Origin of the sequence: Oleiphilus messinensis (genome assembly GCF_002162375.1) — a bacterium.
In the GTDB taxonomy this organism is placed as follows: Bacteria; Pseudomonadota; Gammaproteobacteria; order Pseudomonadales; family Oleiphilaceae; genus Oleiphilus; species Oleiphilus messinensis.
In genome coordinates, this window is the sequence record NZ_CP021425.1 from 5,763,425 (window position 1) to 5,789,506 (window position 26,082).

Genomic DNA, 26,082 nt, shown 5'->3' on the forward strand with positions numbered 1-26,082 from the left:
TGCAATGGCTTTAAAATTGAATTTCAGGACTTTCGCACTCCTGTCAGATTGTAAATAAGCCGGATATACCGGTAAAACTACGTCGGGTCGACGTCGAGTACAATCAGAATAAGCTTAAAGTAAACTTTAAGGTCAAGCTTTTTCCAGGTGTATTTTTCAGGCATGAGGATTTCCGGTAAAACAGGATGGCAGTAGCGTGAGGATAGTGCTCTTGATCAACCGAAAGCTTTACAGCGATAGTGGTGAGCCGATAACCATAAATTATTAACCGATAGCGACGAAACAGCAGCGCTCGTACTTAAAGTACAGAGCGCTTGCAGGCGTATCTCAATACCGAATCAGACCGGTTACCAAGGCAGGCTATCACCGTTAGAGTGTCTGAAACTGCCTGAGTTTTGCAGTGATAACTCATCAATCCGGGCAATCAGTCGCTGAGCGGCTTCATCGGGGGTCAGGTCGCCCACGCCACCAATCATCTCGGTACCGACCAGACCCGGGTGTAGTATTGCAACTGCAATGCCTTTTGGAGCCAGGTCTCTTGCAAGCGAAACACCGGCACTGTTCAGGGCGGCTTTAGACATGCGATAACCATAATAGCCACCACTGGTGTTATCCGTAATCGAGCCCATACGGCTGGTGATCAAGGCCACTTTTGAGCCTTCAGACAAATTCCCCATCAGTGCTTCTGTTACCCGCAGCGGGCCAAGGGTATTCACTTCAAATTGCTGTTGCATGTCGGAAAAATTCAAGGACCCGAGTCGTTCGTTTCGGAGGATTCCGGCATTGTTGATCAATATATCCAGCGGAATACCTTCAAGTTGTTGCTTGAGCTGCGTGATACTCTCTGGATCACTGACATCAATCCCCGAAACAACATTGATCTGCAATGCATCCAAGGCATCGCTGGTGTTACGGCAAACACCATAAACATTCCAGCCCCTTGCTTGATAGTGACGACAGAATGAAAGCCCTATCCCCCGGTTAGCCCCTGTAACCAATACCGTTTTAGTCATAACCATTTCCCCGTTCCTGATGTTGTTTTGAGCGTTGAATTTAATAATGCTGCTGGTAAAACATGGATTGGGGCAAATACCTCAAAAGCAAGGTTATGCCAGGGAAACTATTAAACAGAAATGATCGAACTAAAACTTCAAGGACAAGAAAACTTAGAACAAGGCACGCGCTGAGGAAATGCTATCGGGAGGCAATACGATCGAGGTCAAAAAAAGAATCAAGCGGGAGAGAACTCGATTCGCTCGAATTCTCTCCACTAACAGGTCAATGACTCAATGCCACTTGCTCCATTGCAGGTATGGCTTTTACCGCAGGCCGTGTTTTTTCGGTTCTGGCAACCGCCCGGTAGGCATTCAGATCCAGACGCCGGGTGCGCAGCACATATTCAAAGCTGAATCCCGGCCACATGGTGGAATTAGTGCCATCGTCATTTAGATACCAGCTCTGACATCCGGACAACCAGGAACTGTTTCGCATCCGATTCTGGAAGTACTCGAACTGTTCCTGAACAATATTCTCTTTAACATCCAGGTACTTCAGTCGCTTGCGGATCAGGGTTTTGGTGAAATTCGCAATGTATTTATACTGCGCTTCCTGATACACCAGAACGGAGGTGTGTCCCGGCCCTGAGTTTGGTCCCATAATAAGCAGCATATTCGGGAAATGGCTGACGTTCATGCCGTAATAGGCTTTTGCCTGCCCCCCCCAATATTCTTTCAAGGTTTTGCCATTGGTACCGTTGATTTCGAACGGGAAAGCCGGTTCACCAATTTCATAGCCGGTACAATAAATAATGACATCCAGCTCGTGCTCTTGACCATCCGCGGTGCGAATACCTTTAGCGGTCATTTCCTGAACACCATCGGTAATTAGGTGAACATTGTCCCGGGCAAAAGCAGGGAACCAATCATCCGAAACCAGTGTTCGTTTACAACCCACTTTGTAATCCGGTGTTAATTTCTTGCGTAACGCCGGATCTTTAATGTGCTTATTCATTGCTCGCTTGTGCAGCATCTCCCCAACCCGCAGCATTTTCGGATACCACATAATGGCCGGTAACGCAGACTCCATCATCCAGTATAACCCCAGCCGTTGCGCACGTTGCTGCCATGGATGTTTCGCCCATTGCTGATGTTGCTTACGAGAGTAAGAGCGGTTATGTTTTGGCAAGACCCAGGATGCCGTACGCTGGAATACTTTCAGGTCTGCAACCTCTTCCGCAATGTTCGGTACAACCTGGATGGCTGATGCACCAGAGCCCAGAACACCAACCCGCTTACCGCGCAAATCAACAGTATCATCCCATCGGGCCGCGTGCACCGCAGTGCCTTTGTAACGACTCATCCCTTTAATTTCAGGATACTTCGGATGGCTGAGCGCGCCGGTTGCCGGGACAAAAACCCGTGCCTCAGTCACACTGCCATCACTAGCAGTAATTTTCCAGACGCCGTTCTCTTCATCAAAGGTGGCATCGGTTACACGCGTTGCAAAGCGAATATTGGGCTTGAGGTCATATTTCTCAGCGCAATGTTCAATGTACTGGCGGATATCATCCTGTCGTGAGAAAGCTTCCGGCCAATTGGGGTTCGGCTCAAACGAATAACTGTAGAGGTGCGAAGGTACATCACAAGCACAACCCGGATAGGTGTTCGTACGCCAGGAGCCACCCACACCATCTTCGCCCTCAAAAATCACAAAATTCTGGATGCCAGCTCGTTTCAATTCGATTGCGGTACCCAGACCGGCAAAGCCCGCCCCGACAATCGCAACATCAACTTGGGTTTCAAAATCAGTCATTATGCGGCTCCTGTAGCGGCTACGTTAGCAGTTGTTTTTCGAGCTTTCGGCGTTGGTACCGGCTGCATATTGGCAAAGTTACTGACCTGCTCCACCAGCGCCTCAGCTTTTTCCAGGAATTGACGGTTATCGTGCATCCAGGGATGGAAACCAGGACGGAAAAAATCAAACCAGTCTGGCAGGACTCGGCGTACTATTCCCGGCTTGCCCATCAACAAATTGCCGACCTTGAGCCAGCCTTTCACATTGAATACACCACCACTTCGACTCAACATCGCGGTGTAGAATGGCAAAAACAACGTCCAGAAGATGGCATTGGCCAGTACAAATGCAAAAACCCGCATGCCATAGGCTGCAGCACCTTTGCCAACCACTTTTTCGTAGGCATCAAAGCACACGGCTTTATGTTCTGTTTCTTCAATCGCATGCCAGTTCCAGATTGCAGCATAGTGTTCATCCGCCCCTTCAAGCAGGAACTCATTGCTCAGCAGCATATCACCCAGAACGGCAGTCAAATGCTCCAATGCGACGGTAACAGAGAGCTGGAAAGGCTTGGGCAGTTTTTTTACCGCATCCAGCGTGGCAACCACAATTGCATCCAGACGCTCAATCGGCATACCCGCTGCCGCCAGTGCCTCGTTGTATTCTTCATGCTCTCGGGTATGAAAACCTTCCTGACCAATAAATGCAGAGATCTGCGCTTTCAAGGTTTTGTCCGTTATATCATCACGGTAATTGCGAACACTCTGAATAAAGAAGCGTTCTCCGGCAGGGAAGAAAATGGACAGGGTATTGTAGAATTGGGTGACATGCAGGCCATCTGCATTCCAGTTCAGGACTTTATCTTTGGACAATCCGAACTTCAGGTTTCGGCGAATTGGATCAATCTGGATGCTCATTAATCTTATACTCCTATGGAATCTGCAGTGATATGAGCCCCCTCGCCCATATTCAACATCAATCAATGGTACATAGACAGCTGTTGTTATTTTATGATCTAGGTCAATTGCAAAGCAGCTTGGTGCGCGCTAGCCACCAATTTCCCGGTCGCGAAAGCTAAAAAAAGGCAAATCCAGACACAAACACTACAAATTAAAACAGCCATTATTTATCGTTTATCATTAATTATATATTGAAAAAAGATTCATAACGGCATACCATTTCCATCACTTACAAAGAGGAGATAACCCGATGGATAAAATTCGAATACAAAGCTGCCGTGTACGTATGTTGCTGCAATGCCTGTTTTTTGCCGTACCCGCATTCATACTTTTCTACTGGTTAAGTGTTGGCACAGGGCTTGATTTCATCACCCGGTACGGTATTTTCGAAACCGCTCACCCTCCGGCACGCTATACCGATCAAGCCCTGAACTTAACGACGCGTTTTCTGGCGTTTTTGGCCAGCATGGTGCCCGCTGCGGTGGTCATGTACGCGCTGAGCCATCTGATTCGTCTGTTCAAGGGATATGAAAAAGGCGAGATTTTTACACTCGAAGCAACAACCCATATCCGGAAACTGGGTTACAGCTTTCTCTACTGGATGGCGGGTTCGTTTGTGTATAGCGGACTGATCTCGGTCATTCTATCGTTCAACAATCCGCCGGGGTCACGGGTATTAAGTCTGACGTTCACTGGCTTGGATTTGATGCCATTGCTCTGTGCATTCATTGTCCTGATCATCGCCTGGGTGATGGCGGAGGCCCAACAGCTCGCCGATGAAAATCAACTCACGATTTAATCAGAAGGACAAGCCATGCCGATTCAAATCGAGCTCGATGTGATGCTTGCAAAACGCAAGATGCGCCTGAAAGAACTGGCTCAGAAAGTCGGGGTTACCGAGCAAAATCTGTCCATACTGAAAACCGGAAAGGCCAAGGCTGTACGTTTCAGCACACTTGAGGCAATTTGCAATGCGTTGCACTGCCAGCCTGGGGATATTCTGATTTATATCCCGGAGGAAGCCCGGGATACCTCCTGACAGGCCCAGACAGAACCAGACTATAAGCGTTGAGCCAGGCCCGAGTAACGCTTGGCTCGTTTTTTCAACGCGGCTTTCCAAACCGCTTCACTGGTGCAGATCGAAACATGTTGCTTGGCACGGGTAATGCCCGTGTACAACAACTCCGGGCTGAGTATCGCACTCTCTACCTCCGGTAAAACAATTGCCACGTGCTGAAACTCAGAGCCCTGGGTTTTATGGATTGTCATGGCGTAAACGGTTTCCACTGCGGGCAACCGAGCCAGATTGACCTGCCTGAGCGGGGTTTGGTTCAAGTCTTTATCGGTTTCACGCTCACTGTCTTCAAAATACGCAACCAGATGACCCTCTTCGTTAGTCCAGACCAAACCAATATCGCCATTAAACAAGCGCACACCATAGTGGTTCTCCGTTACCATGATTGGACGACCACGGTAGTGCTGACCGGGTCGAATCCCCATGTTGCTGCGCAATAGAATTTGCTCGACGCGATCATTCAGGGCGACCACACCTTGATTACCCACACGGGTCGGCGTTAGCAGACGAAATTGAGACAACTGCAGAAAAGCATCATCTACGGAGGGCGCGAGCAACATGGGCCGGTAATATTCAAGACAGGCATTTTTGAGCCATTCATCGGTACGATGATCTGGAATGTAGGTCACTTGGGCACTGTCTTCCAGCAAGGAAGCCTGAGTCTGTTGCCACTCGTGATCATGCAAAAGCGCCCAGCTCTGTTTGCCGTCGGACTGGATTACCGCGCTTGCCAGAATACCGATCTCGCCACCGAAACGGTAGGTTTTGGTGAGCAAGGTCAAATGGCCAAAGCGACTCGACTCATCGACAGGCACAGACTGCCCGGTGATCGCTTCAATCTGCGCGGCCACCACGCCAGAGTATCCGGGGTGAGGCCGACAGGTCAGATCAGCCATGACACTGCCAACTTCCACAGAGGGTAACTGGTCAGCATCCCCAAGCATGATGAGAATGGCCTGTTCCGGCAACGCACGGAGTACCCGAGCCAACATTGCGATGTCGATCATGGAAACTTCATCGATGAGTAACAAGTCGCACCGTAAAGGATGTTCAACTCCCAGGCGCGGATGTACCGTGCGCGGCCTAAACCCCAGTAACCGGTGCAACGTCTTGGCCGTTTCCGGGATACTGTTGATCAATCCCGAATCCACCCCCTGTTTCTGTAACTGCTGTTTTGCTTGCGAGATTGATTCTTTCAGACGCTGCGCGGCTTTCCCCGTGGGCGCTGCCATTTCAATCCGGAGCTGGCCCTCATGCAAAGCCTGCAAGGCAAGCAGAACACGGGTGACGGTGAAGGTCTTACCGGTTCCGGGTCCACCGGAAATAATACTCAGCCTGCGCCCCACCGCATTGGCGACCGCCACCCGTTGCCAGTCGATTTCCTCAGGTACCGGGGCCCGTGGAAAACTGGATTTCACCAAGGTTGTGATGCTCTTGTGCTGTGCCTCAGAAAGCGGCAGAAATTGCATTCGATGACGCAAATCTTCCGCCACCTCACACTCAAAGATCCAATAGCGTCGGAGATAGAGCGCCTCCCGATCGAGAACAACCGGGCCGGTATCTTCAGGTTGAATTGCGACTTGGGCCAACACGGCCAAGAGTTCTATCTTCCCGGGAAACTGCAAACCGGGAATACCCTTTTCCCGATCCTGACCGAACGACAATCCGGCCAGCTCGGCAACCGGCAAACAGGTATTACCCTGTCGCAAGAACCAATGTAATGCCAATAGCATATTGAACAGCAACGCCTGTTCTGTCCCGGAAAGCGTTTTATGACTCGGCTCCAGCAAACAACGACTTAAATCCCGCGCCAGATAAAAATCGATGGCTTCCAGTCCTGCAACCTGCTGACTCAGGGTGTCAAAGCGAAGCGGAATCATACAGCCTCCTCCGGCAATTCCCCCATTACCCGGTTTAGCGCATCCAGAAATGCCGGCTCAATAGATTGGGCAAAGATACCCAAGGGTAGCGGATTCGCCGCCGACATCCCCCGCAGGAAGAAATAGTATACGCCGCCAAAGTGCTTCTCCCGATTGTATTGCGGGCCAAGCCGGGCAGCCAGATATCGGTCCAGGGCGGCACAATAAATCAAATACTGGAGATCATAAAAATGGGCTTGTATATTCTCCAGCAACGCGCCATGACCATAGCAGCTGAAATCATCCCCCAGGTGTGTCGATTTGTAGTCACACACAAAATAACGCCCTTCTACTTCGAAGATAAGATCGATGAAGCCATGCATCATCCCGGTAATACGGGATTCACCCGGCAAAAACAGGCTGCCGGAAACCTGTGCAAACTGCTGTCGATGCTGCTTTAAAATGCTGATCAGGTCAGGCCGTCGAACCTGGGTCAATGGAAAGTAGAATTCCGCTTCACGCAGGGTATGGGCATGGGTTAGCTGCCCCAGAGTAAAAGTCGAACCGGATTCGCCAATAAGAGGTATCGGTGTGTCCAGACAATCCTCCAGCCACGCGACCAGTTCCGGTTTCAGCGTTTCCCAACCATCCTGATCAAAACGCTGCAATGGCCTGTCTATCACCTCATCCCAATGAGGATGGGAAAAATCGGTCCGTTCCAGAATATCATGTAATAAATTTCCCGCTTGGCGTCCTTTGGTCAGCCGGAAGCGCAAAGGCAACAGATCCGGTACCGCCGGGTCATTGCCCGCCGTTGCGTTTGGCACTTCATCGGTTACCACCCGAAGTCGATCCTCTTCATCACGGTTTTTCCGGTCCTGACGTTCGGTAAAAACCTGACGGGCCAAAGCGGAATAGGATGCCAAACGCCAACTGTCATCAATGGGATGTCGCAAATCCGATGCCGATAATTCCATATGCACAGGTGCTTCACCCCGATTCGGGCTAACCGGCGCGCCATTGGAAAGAGCACTGGAGATAGGGCTGTAACCAATACAACCTTCCGAGGTCTCCGCCAGAGCTTGCAAGGCAGGAAGCCATTGATCAACATCGGCAAGACCCAACGTCATCCCCAATGCCGAACGTTCACTCTTGGCAAAGGGGGCGGCCCCAAGATAACACCGATGGGAAGCACGGGTAATCGCAACATACAACAATCGAACGGACTCCGCGTGGGCCTCATTTACCATGCATTGTACGGCGGTATCATCCGCCCCGATTTGATAGCGCAAGCTCAAATCCTTGGGGTCATGATATTTGCTTACTGACTTGCTTCGGGCTGGATCCGCATAGTTACTCGCAAATGGCACAAACACGATGGGGTATTCCAGCCCTTTAGAGCTGTGCATGGTGACAATCCGAATCAGGTTGGCATCACTTTCCAGACGCAGCTGGGCTTCTTCCGTCGCATCGGGATTCAGACATTGATCCCTATACCATTTGAACAATTGCTGGGGCTGGCGATACTTGCGGGAGGCTTCCTGTAACTTTTCTGCCAGATGCAGCATGTTGGTAAGGGCGCGCTCATGCTGTTCCGGCTCCGGCAGGTAGTGATGATGGATCAGCTCCAGCAACATTAACATGCAACCTCGCTTGACCCACAGCTCTCGTAATTGCATGACCCGGTCACGGGTGCGCTCCCACAACGCCTCACCATCTGCTTGTTGATAACGGGCCAGACGCTCGGCGTTCCCCCCCATCAAGCGGGTTGAAAGCGCTGTCACCAACAAGGTATCGTTTTCACACTCCAGTATGCCCTGGAGCACCCAGCGTAACTCCTCTGCCTGCGGACTGCTGTAAACGTTGCTCCGATCACTCAAAAATACCGAGGGCAGATCGGCCCGCTGCATCCAGTTTTTGACAATCGCCGCTTCGGCCCCGCTTCGAACCAGAATCGCAATATCACTCTCCCGCAATGACGTTTCCCCGAGACGGGCATTAGCCAGCAGGCGCTCAACTTCTGCCACACACCAGGCCGCCAGGCCATTCTGCCAATCTGCTGTAAGCGGCTTCCCCGATTTACCACTCGGGTTATCTATCTCCGCCAGCCAGAAAAATTGCAAAGCGCAGCGTCTGTCATCAGTCCCATCCCCCCTGTCTGAGCCGTTCAATGACAGATCATCTTGCATCGGCATCTTTGCAGCCTTGGCATGGACGGTATGGTGAATCTGCTCGTAGTGAATATCATAGCCAAACACATCGGTAGCCGGATCCGTAAGCGGTGCTCCCCAAAAGACCCGATTATAGCCGGTGACCACCTCATCAATAGAGCGCCAATTGGTATCCATATGCCATTGATAGTCCGCTTCGCTGCGGGCTTGCAGATAGGCAAAAATATCCCCACCCCGGAATCCGTAGATCGCCTGTTTGGGATCACCAATCATAAACAGCGCCTGATCTTCTGCGCTACGGGGATAGACCTGATTTAAAATCGCATACTGGTGAGGGTCGGTGTCCTGAAATTCATCGACCAGCGCAACAGGATATTGATTGCGAATGATGCGCACCAACTGCGCACCATCAGCTGCGTTCAAGCGTTGGCTGAGATGACTGATCAAATCATCAAAGTCCATCACCATGTGTTGCTTTTTCAAGCGCTTGAACCCGTCGCGAATGGCCAGGATCCCCTCATGAAGCAACAGCAGAGCAGGAATACGCTCCGTTTTGTCCAACCATTCGTCGGTGTTTTCAATAAGTGTACGAACCGGCTCAAAATGAGCACGCAATGGGGCGCGCATTTTCGTCCAGTTGACGCACAAACGAGCGACCTTCGGACAAGCTGCCTCTTCAGGATCACCCAACCAACTTTTCAGAGCTGCCCAGGCTTCTCCACGTGCCTGTTCCTGCCCCTTGGTCTTTTCAATAAAACCTGCAGTAATCTCCGCCTCCATTGCAGATAGCAGGGTTAGTAACCGCTGTTTTCGTGGCACAAGATCCTGAAAGGCATCCGGGTTTTCAGCGAGAACCGATTCACGGGAAACCACTTGCAAGGGTTCATCATGGCGTAACAACGCGCCAAATTCCTGCAGGATTTGGTGGGGCGTATGCCAGTTGTTCGCTTCCAGAAGGTCAAATTTATCGGCTTGTTGATTGATTCGCCGCAGCCAATCCCGCACGGACTCCAATAGCAATTCACTGGTATCGGCTTCCATACTGATATCCATCGGCAGACCACTGGCAAAGGCCTCCTGTGATAAAATCCGGTTGCAAAAGCCGTGAATCGTGAATATAGCCGCTTCATCCAGCTCCAGTAATGCGCGATGCATCGTGGCCAGTGCTCCAGCTTTATCGACATTCTGCGCCAGTTTCTGGAAAAACGGATCCGTGCTGACCAGCGCGTCCCACTGGTCGTGGCTCTCACGGAGCACCGTTTCAATCCGCCCACGTAACTCTTCAGTGGCCGCTTTAGTGAAGGTCATCACCAGAATTTGCTGCACACTCAGCTGTTTTTCAATCAACAAGCGCAGATACAATCGCGTGATATTATAGGTTTTACCCGTTCCCGCGCTGGCCTCAATCAGATGACGGCCATGCAATGGCAAATCAGCAGGGCTTAAAGGTTGAGATCGTCCTGACTCGCTCACGCAGAAGGCTCCCTGTTAATCTGATCAATGTTTACCGGTTTTTGCAAATGCTGGTACATGGGGTAATAGATCGCTAAAACCCAATCGAAGTGCGTGTACGATGGCGTCTGTTCCGCGCCGAAGAACCAGTTATAATAGCGATCCCCTTCAAGCGTGTCGGGAACACTTTTCACCCACTCGTTCTCACGGATCAAGGCCTGTATTTGCCCCGGTTCAGGTAGCTCATAAGTTTTGCGGTTGCGGTGTTGCGCAATCAAGACCTGCCCCAGTTTACCGTGCAAAGCTACAGGCTCACTCATGCCGTGCTGCAACCATAACTGCACGATTTGCTGAAGTGTCTGTTCCGGTGACAGGTCAGTCTCAGCACAGGGAGAAACTTGTATCGCCGTCAGTGACTCTTTGCCGTAATAGCCCACGGTGGTAAGATCGGCTCCCAAAACTATCGATGCCAACAGATGCTGGAGCCAAAGCCGAATTTCATCCTTGGGTTTGCGATCTGCAGGTCGAAATAGAATCACGCGGCGCAATTCAGGTAACCAGTGTATCTCGCCAAATACAGTCAGCCCGGCAAACGACGTTTCCAGGCGAGTGCGCTGTGGCTGACCCATATTCAAAATCGCGCTGGCCAGATCCTGTGCTTGCCCTTCCAGCGTTTCCAGTCGGCGTGCACTCAAGGGCGAATCCGGTAACTCACCACTGAGCAGGTAACGTTGCAGTACTTGACCCGTATCGGTTTGTGCCAGCGCATGATCAATTAAACGTTCCCTGATCTGATACTCAGTCAAGGTGTTCATTGCAAACGGTTCAGCATCGTCAATTGCCTGATCGCTTTCAGTCAGAAAAAGTCCCAGTCGAGTCTGAGCAAATGCCTTCAATGGATCATTCAGAAAGCTGACCAACACCTCCAGATCAAGCGGCTCTCTGGGTACATCCATCGGGTCAAGGCGAATACTGTTTTGGCGCTCGCGCAATGGTTGGTGCAAGCGCAACCAGTGCCGGTCAAACCCCGGGCTCGTCCCGCTGAATACAGCCTCACTGTAGGGGTGCAAGGGCTGCTGGCGGATATCCTGCTCTGTCCAGCCGTAGCCCATGTCCAAATAATGCAACAGCTCTTTCAAGACCAGGCTGGGTTGCCGTTCTTCATTGTTACGAACGTGACGCCCCTGAAAACTGAGATAAAGGCGGCTGCGGGCAGAAATCAATGTTTCGAGAAACAAATACCGGTCATCCGCCCGGCGTGACCGATCCCCTCTTCGTCGGGGTAAGGCGGCCATCAAATCGAAACTGATAGGTTTATTCTGACGCGGAAACTGACCATCATTGAGCCCCAGTATCGCAATGATCTTGAAGGGAATACTGCGCATGGGCACCATGGAACAGAAGGTCACCTGCCCGGTCATGAAATGGTTACCACTGTCCGGTTGGCTGAAATGATTCTGCAGATAATGGCGGATCACGGCAAACTCGATGGGATCATCATAGTGCGCAGCGGTACAGGTTTCCGCCAGGCGGCTGATCACATCCTCGATCAGCATATTGGCCGCAAATTCTTCTTCCGTGGGCGAAAACAGGGTCCATTTCAGATCCATCAAATAACGCTGCCATTGGGCTACAGTGCGCGTCTGAGTCAATTCCCCGGTGTGGTATTGCAATTGATCCAGCAGGTGCAGGATTCGCCCTAATAACACCCCATTTTGACCTTCCACATGGGGAAGCAGCAGCTTTGCGCTAAAAATCGTTTCGTGATCTCCATGGGCAAAACCGAGTAACAAACGCTCCAAACCCCAACGCCAGGTGAATACCTGATTGCTCTCGGGCACACCGGATAAATGGCTTTTATGTGTACCATCCAGCCCCCAGTGAATACAGGCTTGTTGCAACCACCACTCAAGTGTTTCAAGCTCTGCTGCGGCGAAACCAAACTTTTCCTGCAATGCCGGCACACGCAAAAAGTCGAGAATTTTGCTCACCTCGAAACGGCTATCTGGCAGTTGTAAAACATCCAGAAAGGCACTGATCAGCGGCTCTTCATTCATGACGATACGGTCCGCAATGGAACAGGGCAAGCGCGGCGGTGCATCGGGCTTCTGATTTTCAGTTGCGGAACGAAACACAGCCTCGATATAGGGTGCGTAATCTTCAATCTCGGGACACATCACCACAATATCCTGAGGCTTCAGGCTGTTATCCTGATTAAACTGATGTAACAGATAATCATGCAGCGCCTGAATTTCCCGGAGACTGTTATGGCAGGATACAACCGCCATCGAGTCATCTACGATGGGCTCTGCAGGCGAGCCCCCGGATGCGTCTTCGACAGCATTCCGCAGCGTCAAAATATCCCGTTGCAGATGCTTAAGCAGTTCCGTTCCCGCTTCGCTTTTATCCGACGGCGGAACCAGATCGAACGCACTGATTTCAAAATGGTCCGTGTCCTGAACGGAATTGAAGAATTCTTTGCCTTGTTGCCCCAGATTGGCCAGTAGAGGGTTGCGTAGTTGTTCATCCTCCGGCGCAATCCAGGCGTCCCACTGTGCCTCACGCATTTGTCGGGCCAGAGCTTTATCGCTTTGCAGATCCCCCCAAAACTCGACACAGGGATTGAGATGAAAGAGGTGGACATGGCGATATTGCGCCAGACGTTTGAAAAAATACAGGCTGGATTCCGGCAGCGTATTGATACCAAACAGGAAAATATGCTCAGGCAGTCGCCTGAAATGTGTTGCCAGACTCTGCAACGCTTTCTTTTGCAATTGAACCGGATGATCGCAATCCGTATCCGCCACCAGACACTGCCATAAATGGCGCTGCCAGGCTTCGACTTTAGGATCAAGGCTTTCAAGCCCGATGCCGTCAACCAATGTTTCTTTAATCGTGCCGCCAGCATCCCAGGCCTCTATCCAGTCTGGCCGATAGAGCACATACTGCTCGAACACCGAGGCCAGTTTAGCGGCCAGCTGATAACGCTTCAGCCGATCCGGCTGGGGTGTCTCAGCCCCCCAATACTGATTCACTTGATCGGTATGCTCCGCCTGAAAAAAAACCGGATTTGCCAGCAACCGGTCAATCCGCCAGGTCATGATCGCTTCCGAGAAAGGCGACTCACTCGGCACCTGCTCTGCCCCGAGCATTTCTCGTACCGTTTCCCAGATAAACCGGGCGGGCATCGGAAAACGCAGGTTCATGGCGATCCCGCGACTGGCGGCAAGCTGCATTTGCAACCAGTGTTGCATGCCCTTGCTCTCAACAATGATTTGTTGTGCTGCAAGCACCGGTCCCTGAGTTTGATCCAGCACCGCTATCAACAATTGTGCCAGATCTTCCAATCGGTTGGAGGGATATACCGTCAGCACGATGACCACCCTTTAAGCATTATGGTTATTTATCATTCACTGAAGAACAACTTGAGACGATCCCGCATGGCGTCATTTAGATAGCAGGTCATAAATTTCCCTTGGCGTTCAACTGTAATGAGGTCCGCATTGACCAGCTCTTTAATATGGTGGGATACCGTTGGGGCACCGATATTCAATTTCTGGATAAAATCCGTCAGGCCACAACCTAAATCACAGGACTCGACCTGCTTTGAGCGCGCAGCAACAATTTCCTGATAGATCCTCAAGCGATTTGGATTGGAAAGCGCTTTAAACGCATTTGCAATTTTCTGGTTATTCATCGCAGCTCTTGCACTCGTTTCACTTATCAGTTCGAAAGCGATAAAACTATCTTATCCGCTGCCTGAATACAATCAAGACACTTGGAATTATGACTTGGCACTAAGCATAGCGCGAAATTCCGTTTATATAGTTTGACATATATCGAACTATACTATAGTTTGACAACCATCAAATTGTACAAATATAAGACACAACCTACGGGCAAGTTCACTTCAACATTACACAATTTAAAAAACGTGGAAGACAGAATAATGAAGAATCAATATTCAGGGAAAACGGCTCTTATTACTGGCGCATCCAGCGGGATCGGTGCGTCTTTCGCAAAACTGCTCGCCCGGTCAGGGGCAAACCTGATTCTGGTTGCACGCCGGGAAGAACGTCTTCAGTCACTGGCAAAGGATCTAAAAGCTGAATTCGGCATCCAAACAACCATCATCGGGATCGATCTCGGCACGGCACAGGCGGCTCATCAACTCTACGAACAGACACAGGCTCTGGGTTTAACCATCGATATCCTGATCAATAACGCCGGTATGGGTACCCATGGCGACTTCCTGGCTACCGAGCACGCGCAGCATCATCAGATGATCAACCTGAATATCATTGCCCTGAGTGATTTAACCTACCTGTACGCCCGTGATATGGCGAAACAAGGCTCTGGCCAAATACTATTGGTCGCCTCAATTGCCGGTTTTCTTCCTGTTCCCCGGTTTGCGACCTATGCCGCGACCAAAGCCTATGTTTTAACCCTGGGCGAGTCCCTGGCAAAAGAGCTAAAAGGGCAAGGCATTACCGTGACCACACTATGCCCCGGTGGCACATTAACCGAATTTATGGACGTATCCGGGCAAAAAATCGATGGCATTCGAAACCTGGCCATGATGAGCAGCGACAGCGTTGCAAAGTCAGGTCTGAATGCGCTGTCCCGTCGACAGCAAGTCATCATCCCCGGCTGGCTGTATAAAATCGGTATTTTCAGTCTACGATTGCTCCCCAGACCCATCCAGGGAATATTCGGGCAAATGGCGACAGATTAAGACAGAATAAAAAGTCAGAAGATAGAGACATATAGAGACATAATGATGCAGAATATTCTTATTATCGGGGCGGGTGCAGTGGGCCAGGTTTATGGCTACCGCCTTGCGCAGGCGGGTAACCGTGTAACGTTCATGGTGAAAGAAAAGTACCAGTGCGCGTTACAGGCGGGTTTAACCTTGTATAATCTCGGACAGGATAAACTCAAAAAACGTCCCATCCAGTTCACCCAGTATAAAGTCGTCACGAACTGGCCAAAAGCAGCGACACAGAGCGAAAACAGAGCCTGGGATCAAATTTATCTGTGTATCTCTTCAACGGCACTCAGGTCGTTTGATTTCACGGGGTTAAAGACATTACTGAAACCCGGGACAACTCTCGTCCTGCTGCAACCGGGCCCCCAGGATTATCAGCTGGTCAGCCCGCATTGGCCTGCGACTCAAATCGTGCAAGGTGTCATTTCCCTGATCAGTTACAACGCGCCATTGCGCACAGAGCAGGTACCCGAGAGCGGAATTGCATTCTGGCTTCCGCCTTTGGTGGCAACCCCGTTTGACGGGCCATCAACACAAGTTAAATCGGTTATCAGGACATTCAGGCAATCCGGTATGAAAGCCGTGCACAAGAAAAAACTGGCACAGTCCGCACCGTATCCCACGGCAGCATTCATGATATTTCTCACTGCACTGGAAATCAAAAACTGGAAACTTGCGGCACTGCGCGAGGACAAGGAACTGCAAAAACTGGTGATCCGCGCCATACATGAAACATTTCAGGTGCTGAGCCAGGATAGCGGATCACGAAACCCGCTCTGGCGTTACCTCGTGACCCCGCTTTCCATCAGGGCACTGCTTCGAATCGGACCCGGCGCTGTACCGCTGGACTTGGAAACCTATCTGGAATATCACTTTACCAAGGTTGGGGATCAGACCCGGTTGTTTACCCAAAGCTATCAATTGCTAGCCCAGGATCGCGGTCTTTCCACTCCAGCAATGGAGCAACTGCTTAGACTGCAGCCAGCACTTGCCCCGCACTGATGGCCAATTACTCACAACATCGGCAAACGTTGCCTGATGACATCGCGGACATCATTCCCCGTATGCACGGGGAATGAGAGGGCCAGTTCATCGCCGGAACGGTATTTCCCGGTTTTGACCAGCCAGCCTTCCATACCTGAGTGACGGGCCCCCTGAATATCGCCGTAAACATCATCCCCTACCATCAGAATTTCTTCTGGCTGAAATGGCGTGGTGGCGATCACTTCCTGAAAAAAGGCCGACGATGGCTTTCCGGTTACCGTTGCCGAGACCCCCGCGGCGTATTCCAGGGCTTTGACGAAAGGGCCGGCATCCAGGTGCAATTGCCCCTGACTGTCGAAGTAACGGTTATCACCAATCGCAATCAAATGTCCGCCATTGATCAGAATATTGAAAGCCTTGTCCAGATTATCATAATTCAGGCCTTGGGCTGCATCCCCCAATACCACAGCGTTACCTGAGTCGGTATGAATATCTGCAAATTCGCTTTTTATATCCGGATGCACCAGACAGTACGGCTTGAGTTCATGCTTGAGGCACCAGTTTTTCGCTGCGACAGGCGCAGTAAACAATTGCTCTGGCAGGATATTGAACCCCATGAGAGCCAGATCTTCGAGTAATCTCTTACGGGTCTTGCGCGCGGTGTTGGTGACGAACCGGAGCACCAAGCCATCATTTTCCAGACGATTGATCGTCTCTACGGCCCCGGGAATCACCGTGTTCCCTTCGAACAATACGCCACTTAAATCAAAAAAAACGGCTTTGATCATGATGCTCTCTCCCGTATCAGAAGGGACATGTTGACTCACTCACACTGGAGTATAGAAGGCGGACAAAAGCTCCACCAGCACACCAAGTGATCAGAATTACAATAGCGCATCGAGCACTTGCAGATCTTCAGCTTGAGCGCCGAATAGCACCAGTACATCTCGCAATGAGGCAACTGCCATTACCAGTATCTGGCGCGCATAAAATTGACTGACTGCCGGCTCGGGGGTGTGCCCAAGCGCAATTTTGTTGTCCCGGGTGTGATCCTGAAGTAACGCTTCCAGATTACCGTGGGCATGTCGACAAAGGTGAGCATAGAGCCCCTGGTAAAGCCCCTTTTTGCCAGCATCGTAAAATTTATGTTTGATTTTCTTTCGCCAGGTATCCGGAACGCTGATTTTGTCTCTGAATTCCTCATATTTTTCCTCGTCAACATCTTTGAAAATCCGACTCATCCGCTCATTCAACGAACTGTTCATGAATTCAATGTGTTCTTCAGAGGCAATCATTAACTGCAGGTCAATATAAGATTCAATGGCACTGCGCAAAATTACCGGAATCGATGCCACACGCCCCAACTCAAGCAATTCCTGGGCGTCTTGACATAACTCCATAATTCGCACGAGTAATAACAAACAGTATTTCTCCTGCAAATTACGATGCGTCAGTTTCGATAGACTGGCATCACGAACGGTTAAAAACTGATCCCAACTGCTCTGCTTTGGGGGGGTACTCACACAATCCTCCACGCGGTAAATATTTCCATTCAGGGTGACGGGTGACAGGATACGCAACGGGGTAAACTGCGCAGGCATAAATCCATTGCGCTGTCTGTCCCTCATTTGGCTAATTGAAGCCTGACCAAAAATGTCTAGCCTGTCATTTTTATTTAATAAGAACATGATATCCGTTAACCTGAACATAACCGCAATCGGTAAACAAGAGCAAATCCAAAATACCGAACAGGTTAAAACTACTTTCAAGCAGGCTACCCGTATGACCCAACTCACACGCCGTCATTTTATCAAACTTTCTGCACTCGGCCTTGGCGCCGCTATCGTATCAAGCGGTTTACAAGGCTGTTCCGATGATGACGATCCGATCACGACACGAAAAGTCGCTTTCAATCACGGAATTGCCAGTGGTGATCCGCTGAATGACCGGGTCATTATCTGGACTCGCGTGACACCGATTGATGACCCCGACTCAGCGGTGACCGTTTCCTGGGAGGTCGCATCCGATGAAGCCTTTACCAATCTGCTTCACAATGGCAGTACAGAAACAACTTCTGCCCGTGATTATACGGTAAAAGTGGATGTCCAAAACCTCCAACCTGGAACGGTATACTACTACCGGTTCAAAACCAATGGCGTAACTTCCGCAACCGGTAAAACCAAAACCTTACCGCAAGGATCGATTGATCGCGTCAAACTGGCTGTTTTCTCCTGTGCAAACTACCCGGCGGGCTACTTCCATGTCTACGGTGAAGCGGCAAAACACAGCGATTTGGATGCCGTAGTCCATTTGGGTGATTACTTTTATGAATACGGTGCCAACGGTTACGCTACGGAAGATGCCGAGACGCTTGGCCGCACCCTGCCGGCGGACAACAGCGGCGAGTTGCTAACGCTCGGGGACTATCGCAAACGCTATGCCCTGTATCGAACAGATAGCGATCTTCAGGCGCTACACAAAGGTGTGCCATTCATTGTGGTCTGGGATGATCATGAAGTTGCCAACGATACCTGGCGCGACGGAGCGGAAAACCACAACGAGAGTGAAGGCGATTTCTCTCAGCGGAAAATTCAGGCGTTGCAGGCCTATTTTGAATGGATGCCAATTCGTCCGGTTCAGGAAAATGATGAGGAAACGATTTACCGTAGTTTTCAATTCGGGGATCTGGTCGATTTACACATGCTGGACACCCGCATCATTGGTCGGGTCCAACAACTCGACTACGGGAACTACCTTGATCCGGCCACTGGCAGCTTCAATGCCCCGCAGTTCATTGCCGATGTCAGCAGTACTTCGCGAACCCTTCTGGGAACCGAACAACTGGGTTGGCTGCAAAATACGATGCTGAGCAGCAACGCCGTCTGGCAAGTACTGGGTCAGCAAGTCTTAATGGGCAAAATGATGATCCCGGCAGAACTGATCGTTCAGTTGGCGAATCCCGACCCCGGCACCACACTCGCTCTTTTCGCGGAACTCGCCCAGATCAAGGGACGGATTCTCTTGGGTGATCCAACGGTTACCGATGCCGAACGAGCCCGGGTCGAAACCGTACTGCCCTACAATCTGGATGCATGGGATGGCTACGCTTATGAGCGGGAGGTAATTCTCGCAACAGCCAAACAGGCCAATATTAATCTGGTAACCCTTGCAGGCGACACGCACAATGCCTGGGGAAGTGAGCTACGGGACAACAATGGCGACACTGTGGGCGTCGAATTTGCCACGGCTTCCGTGAGCAGTCCAGGCCTGGAAGAATACCTTTCACTCCCCCCCTTGCCGGCAGTCATTCGTCAAACCGAACAGGGCCTGGAAACCTTGATTGATGACCTCAAATATTTAAATGCGAGCCAGCGCGGCTTTTTAATCACCACTTTCACACGCAGTGACGCTGTTGCCGAATGGCGTTTTGTTTCAACCGTTAAATCCAAGCTCGTATCCGAAGATACCAGCAGACGTATGACGTTGAAAACACAGGCAGGTGATAACGAGCATCGATTACAGCCGGTATAACAGCCGGCTTATCTATTCCCCCGATGGATCCTACGCCTGCGCGCAGGATGACATTGGGGGCTAAAAAATCAACGAAGCAAAGCTTCCACCTCATCGACGCTGACAATTTCAGTTAAGCCTAGAGCGAAATAACGCCGGGTATGCTCTGCTGAATAGTGCTCATCCAGTCCCTCTCGACCTATCCAGCTCTCCCAGAGTACAAAAGTGCCCGGTTCTTTGACATCCTCGAATATACGAAATTGAATGCATTTTGGCTCAGCCTCTGTGGCGATCTGCAGTTTTTTCAACTCATGACGAGTCTCCTCCAGCCGCTCTAAATCAGTGAGTTGAATTCGTGCAGAAAGATGATACGGCTCGACTTTGTCCATCCCCATAGCCATGGCTCCTCAAAAAAATTAAGTGTTCAGGGTTTCAATGGCGAGCGTAAAGTATTACAGTTTTCGAAAACAACACCATATTTTAAAAGCTATATTACAGAAACGTAACATGCTCAATGAATTGAAAACCTTTGTGATTACGACCCAGGAGGGCAGTTTGACCCGTGCTGCCGATCAGCTGGGAACTACGGTTGCAACCGTCTCCCGTCACATCGACCGACTGGAAGCCCATACGGGACAACGCCTGTTGCACCGCTCGCCCCGAGGCTTAACACTGACACAAGCGGGCGCTGCCTATTTTGGTCAATGTGAAGAGCTGGTTACCGCGCTTGATGAGCGACTCGCAAATCTGGATCAAAGCATCAATAGCCTCAAAGGTACGTTACGGGTGATGGCCCCCAATAACTTCGCCTTGGGCCCCTTGGCTGAATTCTGGAACCATTGGTTGCACCATTTCCCGGATACCGATCTGAACCTCGATTTAAACAACCAGTTTAGCGATATTAAACATGCACAGGCGGATATCGCCATACGCATCGGCCCACAGCCTGACTCGTCACTGATTCAGAAACGGTTAGGGGATATCCGAACCATACTCGTTGCCCACCCTGACTGGACTACGCACCCGGAACTGGACTGGAGCACTGACCCTGAATCACTGCTCCAACAGGTTCCAACGGTGGGAACCACAGCGTTGCAACGCTGGACATTGACCAATGATTGCGGCCAGTCCATAACAATACATGGAAAACACCGACATTTAACCAACGATCTGGAAATGTCCTTACATCTGGTTCGCTCTGGCGCAGGCATCACCCTCGTGCCATTGAGTTCAATAGTCGATCAATCAAATGATCAACTCGTACACGTGTTGCCAGATTGGTATGGAATGCCCCGCCCCGTTTATCTGGTGTGGCCTTACCGGAACGCTATTTCTGCCCGAGCCCGGGTGTTCGCTGAAGAACTCACCACGTTTCTAGCAAAACAGCACTGGTTTCAAGCCGTTTAGATTGTGCGTACTCGCCGTCGTACCACTTTTTAGACTTAACGCGACAAAACCTACGTTCGACTCAAGGTTCGATCGAACGTTTTGTTATCGGTGATAGCTTCTAGCCCCTGGGTGATAGCTTCAAGCCCCTGAAGGAACCCACAAAAATACAGACCACTTTGCACTCCCTATCTTGAAGTGGTAATTTACCTGCCGCATTCAGTGAGCGGGAACCTATTCATGTCATTTTGGAATCGCCTTTTTGGCAAGCCGACGCCTTTAACCGGCGAGCTTGAGGCACTTATCAGAAGCACCCTGGCCAGTGCCTATATTGACCCTTACTTCGGTGAAGACCTGAATGCTGCTGGTGCAATTTCTGATATCGTCAAATCCCAGCAGACAGTTCAAATCGGCATCAGACTTAACTACCCGGCCAAACTACACCAACAAAAAATCCATGCTGCCCTCAACCCAGTCTTAGCAGACTTGTTTGCCAACTCTGCGCCATTGAACGCCGCTAAACTGACCGGCTACGAACTCAAATTCTTCAGTGAAATTCCTGCACACAAGGGGCAGCGACAAGAGGCGAGCCGAGTAAAGAATATTATTGCTGTGGCATCCGGAAAAGGTGGCGTCGGGAAATCAACCACAACGGTTAACCTGGCGCTGGCGCTGGCTGCGGAAGGGGCTCAGGTCGCAATTCTGGATGCGGATCTTTACGGGCCCAGTCAACCTAAATTATTGGGAATCCCTGAAGGAACAACACCCGCCACACGGGATATGCGCTACTACGCACCCATAACCGCACACGGTATCAAGATGATGTCTATGGGTGTGATGGTCAGTGAAAAAACCCCGCTCATGTGGCGCGGCCCGGTCGCCAGTGAAACTTTACAACAGTTGATCCTGCAAACACTGTGGGGTGACCTGGATTATTTACTCATTGATATGCCTCCCGGTACCGGTGATATCCACATTACCATGGCCCAGAGCCTCGCCATTGCAGGTGCAGTTATTGTCACCACACCACAGGATATTGCACTTCTAGACGCCCGGAAAGGCATCGAAATGTTTCAGAAAGTGGATATTCCCGTGTTGGGTGTCATCGAAAACATGGCATCCCACCGCTGCTCCGCATGTGGCTATACTGATGACATATTCGGCACCGATGGTGGCACCATGCTGGCGCGGGAATGGCACACAGAGTTACTGGGGTCTTTACCGCTGGATTACAAGGTTCGGGAGCGTTCCGACAGCGGTCTGCCCATGGTTATCAGTGAACCCGAAAGCGAGATAACGAAACAGTATCATGATATAGCCTTGCGGCTTGCCGCTAATGTCGCCCGGCCGGATTGGGTTACCCCACTCCCCAATATTTCCTTTGTAGATGACTGATGCAGGCATATGACCGAGACAAAGACTGACACCCCGTCACAGCACAAAAAAATTGAACGCAAACGTGTTCCCACAGATATCATTTACCACCGCCGCTCACGGGTACTGGAACTGCGTTACGGAACACATGAACCGGTTACTCTCGGCAGCGAATATTTGCGCGTCTACTCTCCGTCGGCAGAAGTACAGGGCCATGGCCCCGGAGAAGCGACCTTGCAGCTCAACAAACAGGATGTCAATATTCTGGGGATAGAACCACAAGGGAGCTATGCTATACGCATAACCTTTGACGATGGCCATAATACCGGGGTATATACCTGGAATTATCTGTGGGAACTGGCAGAGCATGTCGAACAAAAATGGCTGGACTATTTGAATCGCCTCAGCGCGGCGGGCTACTCTAGATAATCAATACGTGATAATCAATACGCGATAATCAAAACGAAATAAACAAGGCCCTATAAACAAGCCACGTTAAACAAGACCAACTATCAGGATCGTAACCATGACTTTCAAACACATCAATGCCACTGACTGCCAAAAGCTGATGAGCGAAAAGTCAGTCACGATTGTGGACATACGAGATCCGCAATCCTTCGCTGCAGGCCACATTGTCGGCGCAATCCGGATTGACAATGATAACGTCCAGCAATTTCTGAACGACACAGACAAACAAACCCCCTTGATCGTTTGCTGTTACCATGGCAACTCCAGCCAGCAGGCTGCTGACTTTTTCAGCCAGCAAGGCTTTACAGAGGCCTACAGCCTGGATGGCGGCTATACCGATTGGCCTGATAAATAAGAACTGAATTACTGTTGCAGTTTAGCTGCGATTTTACGGGTTGCAGCCCGCGGCACAACATGTGAAGACCAGGCTCCCAGTTTGTTTTTAACGCCGGGTATAACAATGGTTTTGTTCTTCGCCACCGCATCAATTGCCTTGCTGACCACCGGGGTTACATGCATCGCTCCGGCACGGAACAACAAGGTATCCCCCATGTTCGCTTCCTGTATAAAGCCGGTTTCAGTGGCGCCGGGACACAAACAAACCACGCTCACGCCGTCCGCCTTCAGTTCTTCATGCAGGGCCTCGGAAAACGACAACACAAACGCTTTGGTAGCATAATATACTGCCATATTCGGCCCCGCCTGGAAGGCAGCTGTCGAGGCTACATTAATCACGGCACCATTGGCACTTTGCTTGATTTTTGGCAGCATCACATGGGTCAATTCGACCAGCGCATTGACGTTAACCTGAATCATGTCGGACTGTCGTTGCAATCCCAGGGCTTCAAAGCGACCACGATCACCAAAACCGGCATTATTCACCAGCCAGTCAACACTCAGACTACGCTTTTGCAGCTCTGATGCCAGTTTCTCTGCGGCTCCAGGTTGCGCCAAATCACTCACAATCACCTCTGCCTGTACACCAAACCGGCTGCGTGCTTCCTCGGCCTGCGCTTCCAGTGCCGCCTGATTGCGGGCAACCAGAATCAAGTTATGTCCTGCTGCAGCAAGCTGTTTAGCAAACTCTTTGCCGATACCTGAAGATGCGCCTGTGATCAGTGTTGTTGTCATCATAATTCTCCGTTTTATATTCCGTTGCGTATTGAAATATCTGTTTTTATATAAAAGTTAATTATTCGTATCCAGAATCGAAATCTGACCTGACCTGACCTGACCTGACCTGACCTGACCTGACCTGACCTGATTATTAATCGTTCAACTCTCAATATTCAGCACTATAACTTGAGTCCATCCAATTGTAAATGACCAATGGTCATTTAATTCGATTATCGACAGGCATGGGCCACCAATCTCACCTATACTTAGCTTAATTACTTTGTCTAACGACTTTCACATTTCGAATAGGGACGTTCAAGTTCAAAAGGTTTTCCATGAACTTTCGCGCCCCGATTAACATTCTGATACTCGCACTGGTGACACTTTTAATGGCATCAGTGAGCCCCGACAGAGTGAATGCTCAAGAGCCGATTACATACGACTACATCTATCCCGCCCCGGAAATCGAACAGGATGAAAGATTTGTCTATTTACTCAAATTAATTAGAAGATCACTGGACGTTACTCGAGACGAGTATGGACGCTACACCTTGAGTCCGGCATTGCAGGCCATGAGCGAATCGCGCTACCTGTCCGAAGTCAAACAAGGCAATGTCATCAATTTGGTTTGGAGCTCAACTTCCAGAAAGAAAGAACGTCAACTCCGTGCCATTAAAATTCCAGTCTATCGAGGGCTACTGAGCTATCGAGTCTGCCTGGTCAATAAAAATAGACTGAAAGACGTTCAGGAACGACTGTCACAGGGCGACCTGAATAATATGCTTGTTGGTCAAGGGATTGGTTGGGGTGATGTCACCATCTATCGACACAATAATATCCACGTCCAGGAACTCAGTTACGGCAAGCTTTTTGAGCTGTTACATGCCGCCCGATTTGACCTGCTGCCCCGCGGTATCTCTGAAGTGTTTCCGGAACTGGCAATGGCACAGGCCAAGGAACTGGAAATCGCGCTCGAGCCATCGGTATATTTGTATTATCCCTGGCCCTATTATTTGTTCACCAATCGGACCAATTATCACCTTGCCGATCGTCTGGAAACGGGACTACTCAAACTCATCGAATCCGGGGAATTCCATAACTTGTGGGAATCAACCTACCGGGAGTACATCAATCGTGCCCAACTTGATCAGCGCAAGCGAATTGAGTTACACAACCCGCTGCTCGATATGGCATCCAGCTTTCAACACAGTAAATTCTGGTACACACCCGGAGAAGAAGCGCAAAGTCATGATTGACCAAAATATCAATCTCCTTGCCCTGATCTGAGTTGTTTGCGATTATGGGGCTTGAAAATACCTTCGCTTCGAAAAACGTACATAACCGCTGCAAGCGCTGATCCGGAATCTGAACTTACAATGAATGCAAACACCCTGAACCGTAACTCTGTTTTTAAATTGCTATCTTTCACCGGACTCTTGCTCATCAGTTCATTCAGTTACAGCCATAGCTTTACACTCGGCGAAATCTCGATTAGCCACCCATGGGCTCGGGAAACAGCACTTCCAGGATTGAATGGTGCGGTATATGTCACCATCAATAATTCCGGCGCAAGCGCTGACCGGCTTGTGAGCGTTACGACCCCATTGAGCAAACGCGCAGAAATTCATGAAAATAAAATGGCGGATGGCATGATGGAGATGAACCACCTGTCAGAGGGACTGGTTATTCCACCCCAAGGCACCGTGAGACTGGAGCCCGCAGGCTTTCATATTATGTTGATTAAACTGGAAAAAAGACTGGAAGCGAAAACGCATATTCCGGTTACACTGGTCTTTGAAAAAGCAGGTAATATTACGATCAACGTCGCCGTACAATCACTTGAGGACAGTCCAACTGCGTTCCATTGAGTGAACAACTCTGCACTAGGGTACGATTTTCAAAGAAAGCAACCTAAGCCGCTAACGTTTGTTTTTTGACGCATCATTGGACACGGTTAGTCGAGCTTTTGGCTCGGCCAGTCTTAGATTGCCTCTACGTCCACTATTTGACTTCGTTCGCCGAACGCCATCGTCAAACGGTTTAAACGAGCCTATCCCTACAGCGCAGGGTGCCCGGAAAGCAGGGTAGCGCTTTCCTGAAACACCCAGCAGAAAAGCGGCAGCGCCAATCGATAGAAGTTCAGCCATAATCACCACCTCCATCCATG

General features: G+C 50.3%; 23 protein-coding genes. 11 read left to right on the forward strand and 12 right to left on the reverse strand.

Annotated elements, in window-relative coordinates:
• Positions 1–347 precede the first annotated feature (347 nt).
• The 3 genes from OLMES_RS24915 to OLMES_RS24925 form a co-directional block, all read right to left on the reverse strand.
• Positions 348–1,013: an SDR family oxidoreductase gene (locus OLMES_RS24915; protein ID WP_087464666.1), complete on the reverse strand. Its 666-nt coding sequence runs from the start codon at positions 1,011–1,013 to the stop codon at positions 348–350.
• Between the two features lie 265 nt (positions 1,014–1,278).
• Positions 1,279–2,811 carry a flavin-containing monooxygenase gene (locus OLMES_RS24920; protein WP_087463744.1) on the reverse strand — a complete coding sequence of 511 codons (1,533 nt, stop codon included), beginning with the start codon at positions 2,809–2,811 and terminating at the stop codon, positions 1,279–1,281.
• Positions 2,811–3,710 (reverse strand): metal-dependent hydrolase, encoded by a 900-nt coding sequence (locus tag OLMES_RS24925; RefSeq protein ID WP_087463745.1) that lies wholly within the window; start codon positions 3,708–3,710, stop codon positions 2,811–2,813. The genes OLMES_RS24920 and OLMES_RS24925 overlap by 1 nt, the downstream gene beginning before the upstream one ends.
• Positions 3,711–4,002: 292 nt before the next feature.
• On the opposite strand from OLMES_RS24925, the gene OLMES_RS24930 reads away from it, so the two are divergent.
• Both OLMES_RS24930 and OLMES_RS24935 read left to right on the forward strand, forming a co-directional pair.
• A complete protein-coding gene (locus OLMES_RS24930) occupies positions 4,003–4,551 on the forward strand; it encodes a DUF2975 domain-containing protein (RefSeq protein WP_087463746.1) in 549 nt (182 codons plus the stop codon).
• A gap of 15 nt (positions 4,552–4,566) precedes the next feature.
• Positions 4,567–4,791 (forward strand): helix-turn-helix domain-containing protein, encoded by a 225-nt coding sequence (locus OLMES_RS24935; RefSeq protein ID WP_087463747.1) that lies wholly within the window; start codon positions 4,567–4,569, stop codon positions 4,789–4,791.
• A 20-nt stretch (positions 4,792–4,811) separates the two neighbouring features.
• Here OLMES_RS24935 and recD read toward each other — a convergent pair whose 3' ends face one another.
• From recD to OLMES_RS24955, 4 genes are read right to left on the reverse strand one after another with little or no spacing between them, the layout of a single operon-like run.
• Positions 4,812–6,707, reverse strand: coding sequence for an exodeoxyribonuclease V subunit alpha (gene recD / locus OLMES_RS24940; RefSeq protein ID WP_087463748.1), 1,896 nt, complete (start codon positions 6,705–6,707; stop codon positions 4,812–4,814).
• Positions 6,704–10,330, reverse strand: coding sequence for an exodeoxyribonuclease V subunit beta (recB, locus tag OLMES_RS24945; RefSeq protein WP_087463749.1), 3,627 nt, complete (start codon positions 10,328–10,330; stop codon positions 6,704–6,706). The genes recD and recB overlap by 4 nt, the downstream gene beginning before the upstream one ends.
• Positions 10,327–13,683: an exodeoxyribonuclease V subunit gamma gene (recC, locus tag OLMES_RS24950; RefSeq protein ID WP_157678581.1), complete on the reverse strand. Its 3,357-nt coding sequence runs from the start codon at positions 13,681–13,683 to the stop codon at positions 10,327–10,329. Before recC ends, recB begins: the two co-directional genes overlap by 4 nt.
• A 32-nt stretch (positions 13,684–13,715) precedes the next feature.
• Positions 13,716–14,006 carry an ArsR/SmtB family transcription factor gene (locus tag OLMES_RS24955; protein ID WP_087463751.1) on the reverse strand — a complete coding sequence of 97 codons (291 nt, stop codon included), beginning with the start codon at positions 14,004–14,006 and terminating at the stop codon, positions 13,716–13,718.
• Between the two features lie 252 nt (positions 14,007–14,258).
• Here OLMES_RS24955 and OLMES_RS24960 point away from each other — a divergent pair, with 252 nt between their 5' ends.
• Positions 14,259–15,044 carry an SDR family NAD(P)-dependent oxidoreductase gene (locus OLMES_RS24960; RefSeq protein WP_087463752.1) on the forward strand — a complete coding sequence of 262 codons (786 nt, stop codon included), beginning with the start codon at positions 14,259–14,261 and terminating at the stop codon, positions 15,042–15,044.
• A 42-nt stretch (positions 15,045–15,086) separates the two neighbouring features.
• The gene (locus OLMES_RS24965) at positions 15,087–16,079 is read left to right on the forward strand and encodes a ketopantoate reductase family protein (protein WP_087463753.1); all 993 of its coding nucleotides are present in this window, start codon (positions 15,087–15,089) and stop codon (positions 16,077–16,079) included.
• A gap of 11 nt (positions 16,080–16,090) precedes the next feature.
• Here OLMES_RS24965 and OLMES_RS24970 read toward each other — a convergent pair whose 3' ends face one another.
• Both OLMES_RS24970 and OLMES_RS24975 read right to left on the reverse strand, forming a co-directional pair.
• The gene (locus OLMES_RS24970) at positions 16,091–16,849 is read right to left on the reverse strand and encodes a TIGR01458 family HAD-type hydrolase (RefSeq protein WP_087463754.1); all 759 of its coding nucleotides are present in this window, start codon (positions 16,847–16,849) and stop codon (positions 16,091–16,093) included.
• A 96-nt stretch (positions 16,850–16,945) separates the two neighbouring features.
• Positions 16,946–17,689, reverse strand: coding sequence for a DUF5677 domain-containing protein (locus OLMES_RS24975; RefSeq protein WP_157678583.1), 744 nt, complete (start codon positions 17,687–17,689; stop codon positions 16,946–16,948).
• Positions 17,690–17,714: 25 nt separating this feature from the next.
• Here OLMES_RS24975 and OLMES_RS24980 point away from each other — a divergent pair, with 25 nt between their 5' ends.
• A complete protein-coding gene (locus OLMES_RS24980; RefSeq protein WP_232465203.1) occupies positions 17,715–19,592 on the forward strand; it encodes an alkaline phosphatase D family protein in 1,878 nt (625 codons plus the stop codon).
• Positions 19,593–19,660: 68 nt separating this feature from the next.
• Here OLMES_RS24980 and OLMES_RS24985 read toward each other — a convergent pair whose 3' ends face one another.
• The gene (locus OLMES_RS24985; RefSeq protein WP_157678585.1) at positions 19,661–19,966 is read right to left on the reverse strand and encodes a putative quinol monooxygenase; all 306 of its coding nucleotides are present in this window, start codon (positions 19,964–19,966) and stop codon (positions 19,661–19,663) included.
• Between the two features lie 112 nt (positions 19,967–20,078).
• Between OLMES_RS24985 and OLMES_RS24990 the strand changes: the two genes are divergently transcribed.
• The 4 genes from OLMES_RS24990 to glpE all read left to right on the forward strand — a co-directional run bounded on the left by OLMES_RS24990 (position 20,079) and on the right by glpE (position 23,154).
• Positions 20,079–20,978, forward strand: a complete 900-nt coding sequence (locus tag OLMES_RS24990) for a LysR family transcriptional regulator (protein ID WP_087464668.1) — start codon at positions 20,079–20,081, stop codon at positions 20,976–20,978.
• Positions 20,979–21,197: 219 nt separating this feature from the next.
• A complete protein-coding gene (apbC, locus tag OLMES_RS24995) occupies positions 21,198–22,352 on the forward strand; it encodes an iron-sulfur cluster carrier protein ApbC (protein WP_087463757.1) in 1,155 nt (384 codons plus the stop codon).
• 9 nt (positions 22,353–22,361) lie between these two features.
• Entirely contained in the window at positions 22,362–22,760 is a 399-nt protein-coding gene (locus OLMES_RS25000; protein ID WP_087463758.1) for a gamma-butyrobetaine hydroxylase-like domain-containing protein, read from the forward strand.
• 97 nt (positions 22,761–22,857) lie between these two features.
• Entirely contained in the window at positions 22,858–23,154 is a 297-nt protein-coding gene (gene glpE, locus OLMES_RS25005; RefSeq protein ID WP_087463759.1) for a thiosulfate sulfurtransferase GlpE, read from the forward strand.
• An 8-nt stretch (positions 23,155–23,162) separates the two neighbouring features.
• Here glpE and OLMES_RS25010 read toward each other — a convergent pair whose 3' ends face one another.
• The gene (locus tag OLMES_RS25010) at positions 23,163–23,933 is read right to left on the reverse strand and encodes an SDR family NAD(P)-dependent oxidoreductase (protein WP_232465204.1); all 771 of its coding nucleotides are present in this window, start codon (positions 23,931–23,933) and stop codon (positions 23,163–23,165) included.
• Between the two features lie 317 nt (positions 23,934–24,250).
• Between OLMES_RS25010 and OLMES_RS25015 the strand changes: the two genes are divergently transcribed.
• Together OLMES_RS25015 and OLMES_RS25020 are read left to right on the forward strand one after the other, a co-directional pair.
• On the forward strand, positions 24,251–25,171 hold the full coding sequence (locus OLMES_RS25015) for a hypothetical protein (protein WP_087463761.1): 921 nt from the start codon (positions 24,251–24,253) through the stop codon (positions 25,169–25,171).
• A 120-nt stretch (positions 25,172–25,291) separates the two neighbouring features.
• Positions 25,292–25,783, forward strand: coding sequence for a copper chaperone PCu(A)C (locus OLMES_RS25020; protein WP_087463762.1), 492 nt, complete (start codon positions 25,292–25,294; stop codon positions 25,781–25,783).
• A 51-nt stretch (positions 25,784–25,834) separates the two neighbouring features.
• Here the strand turns inward: OLMES_RS25020 and OLMES_RS25025 are convergent, their stop codons facing one another.
• A complete protein-coding gene (locus tag OLMES_RS25025) occupies positions 25,835–26,062 on the reverse strand; it encodes a hypothetical protein (protein ID WP_087463763.1) in 228 nt (75 codons plus the stop codon).
• Between the last annotated feature and the right edge of the window lie 20 nt (positions 26,063–26,082).

Bases quoted from the DNA above. Each gene is read 5' to 3' on its own strand.
- apbC (WP_087463757.1), top strand. From the start codon at position 21,198: ATGTCATTTTGGAATCGCCTTTTTGGCAAGCCGACGCCTTTAACCGGC.
- OLMES_RS25020 (WP_087463762.1), top strand. From the start codon at position 25,292: ATGAATGCAAACACCCTGAACCGTAACTCTGTTTTTAAATTGCTATCT.
- glpE (WP_087463759.1), top strand. From the start codon at position 22,858: ATGACTTTCAAACACATCAATGCCACTGACTGCCAAAAGCTGATGAGC.
- OLMES_RS24920 (WP_087463744.1), bottom strand. From the start codon at position 2,811: ATGACTGATTTTGAAACCCAAGTTGATGTTGCGATTGTCGGGGCGGGC.
- OLMES_RS25025 (WP_087463763.1), bottom strand. From the start codon at position 26,062: ATGGCTGAACTTCTATCGATTGGCGCTGCCGCTTTTCTGCTGGGTGTT.
- OLMES_RS24975 (WP_157678583.1), bottom strand. From the start codon at position 17,689: ATGAGGGACAGACAGCGCAATGGATTTATGCCTGCGCAGTTTACCCCG.
- OLMES_RS24980 (WP_232465203.1), top strand. From the start codon at position 17,715: ATGTCTAGCCTGTCATTTTTATTTAATAAGAACATGATATCCGTTAAC.
- OLMES_RS24985 (WP_157678585.1), bottom strand. From the start codon at position 19,966: ATGGGGATGGACAAAGTCGAGCCGTATCATCTTTCTGCACGAATTCAA.
- OLMES_RS25000 (WP_087463758.1), top strand. From the start codon at position 22,362: ATGACCGAGACAAAGACTGACACCCCGTCACAGCACAAAAAAATTGAA.
- OLMES_RS24990 (WP_087464668.1), top strand. From the start codon at position 20,079: ATGCTCAATGAATTGAAAACCTTTGTGATTACGACCCAGGAGGGCAGT.
- OLMES_RS24925 (WP_087463745.1), bottom strand. From the start codon at position 3,710: ATGAGCATCCAGATTGATCCAATTCGCCGAAACCTGAAGTTCGGATTG.
- OLMES_RS24915 (WP_087464666.1), bottom strand. From the start codon at position 1,013: ATGACTAAAACGGTATTGGTTACAGGGGCTAACCGGGGGATAGGGCTT.
- OLMES_RS24935 (WP_087463747.1), top strand. From the start codon at position 4,567: ATGCCGATTCAAATCGAGCTCGATGTGATGCTTGCAAAACGCAAGATG.
- OLMES_RS25015 (WP_087463761.1), top strand. From the start codon at position 24,251: ATGAACTTTCGCGCCCCGATTAACATTCTGATACTCGCACTGGTGACA.
- recD (WP_087463748.1), bottom strand. From the start codon at position 6,707: ATGATTCCGCTTCGCTTTGACACCCTGAGTCAGCAGGTTGCAGGACTG.
- OLMES_RS24955 (WP_087463751.1), bottom strand. From the start codon at position 14,006: ATGAATAACCAGAAAATTGCAAATGCGTTTAAAGCGCTTTCCAATCCA.
- OLMES_RS24970 (WP_087463754.1), bottom strand. From the start codon at position 16,849: ATGATCAAAGCCGTTTTTTTTGATTTAAGTGGCGTATTGTTCGAAGGG.
- OLMES_RS24960 (WP_087463752.1), top strand. From the start codon at position 14,259: ATGAAGAATCAATATTCAGGGAAAACGGCTCTTATTACTGGCGCATCC.
- OLMES_RS24965 (WP_087463753.1), top strand. From the start codon at position 15,087: ATGATGCAGAATATTCTTATTATCGGGGCGGGTGCAGTGGGCCAGGTT.
- OLMES_RS25010 (WP_232465204.1), bottom strand. From the start codon at position 23,933: ATGATGACAACAACACTGATCACAGGCGCATCTTCAGGTATCGGCAAA.
- OLMES_RS24930 (WP_087463746.1), top strand. From the start codon at position 4,003: ATGGATAAAATTCGAATACAAAGCTGCCGTGTACGTATGTTGCTGCAA.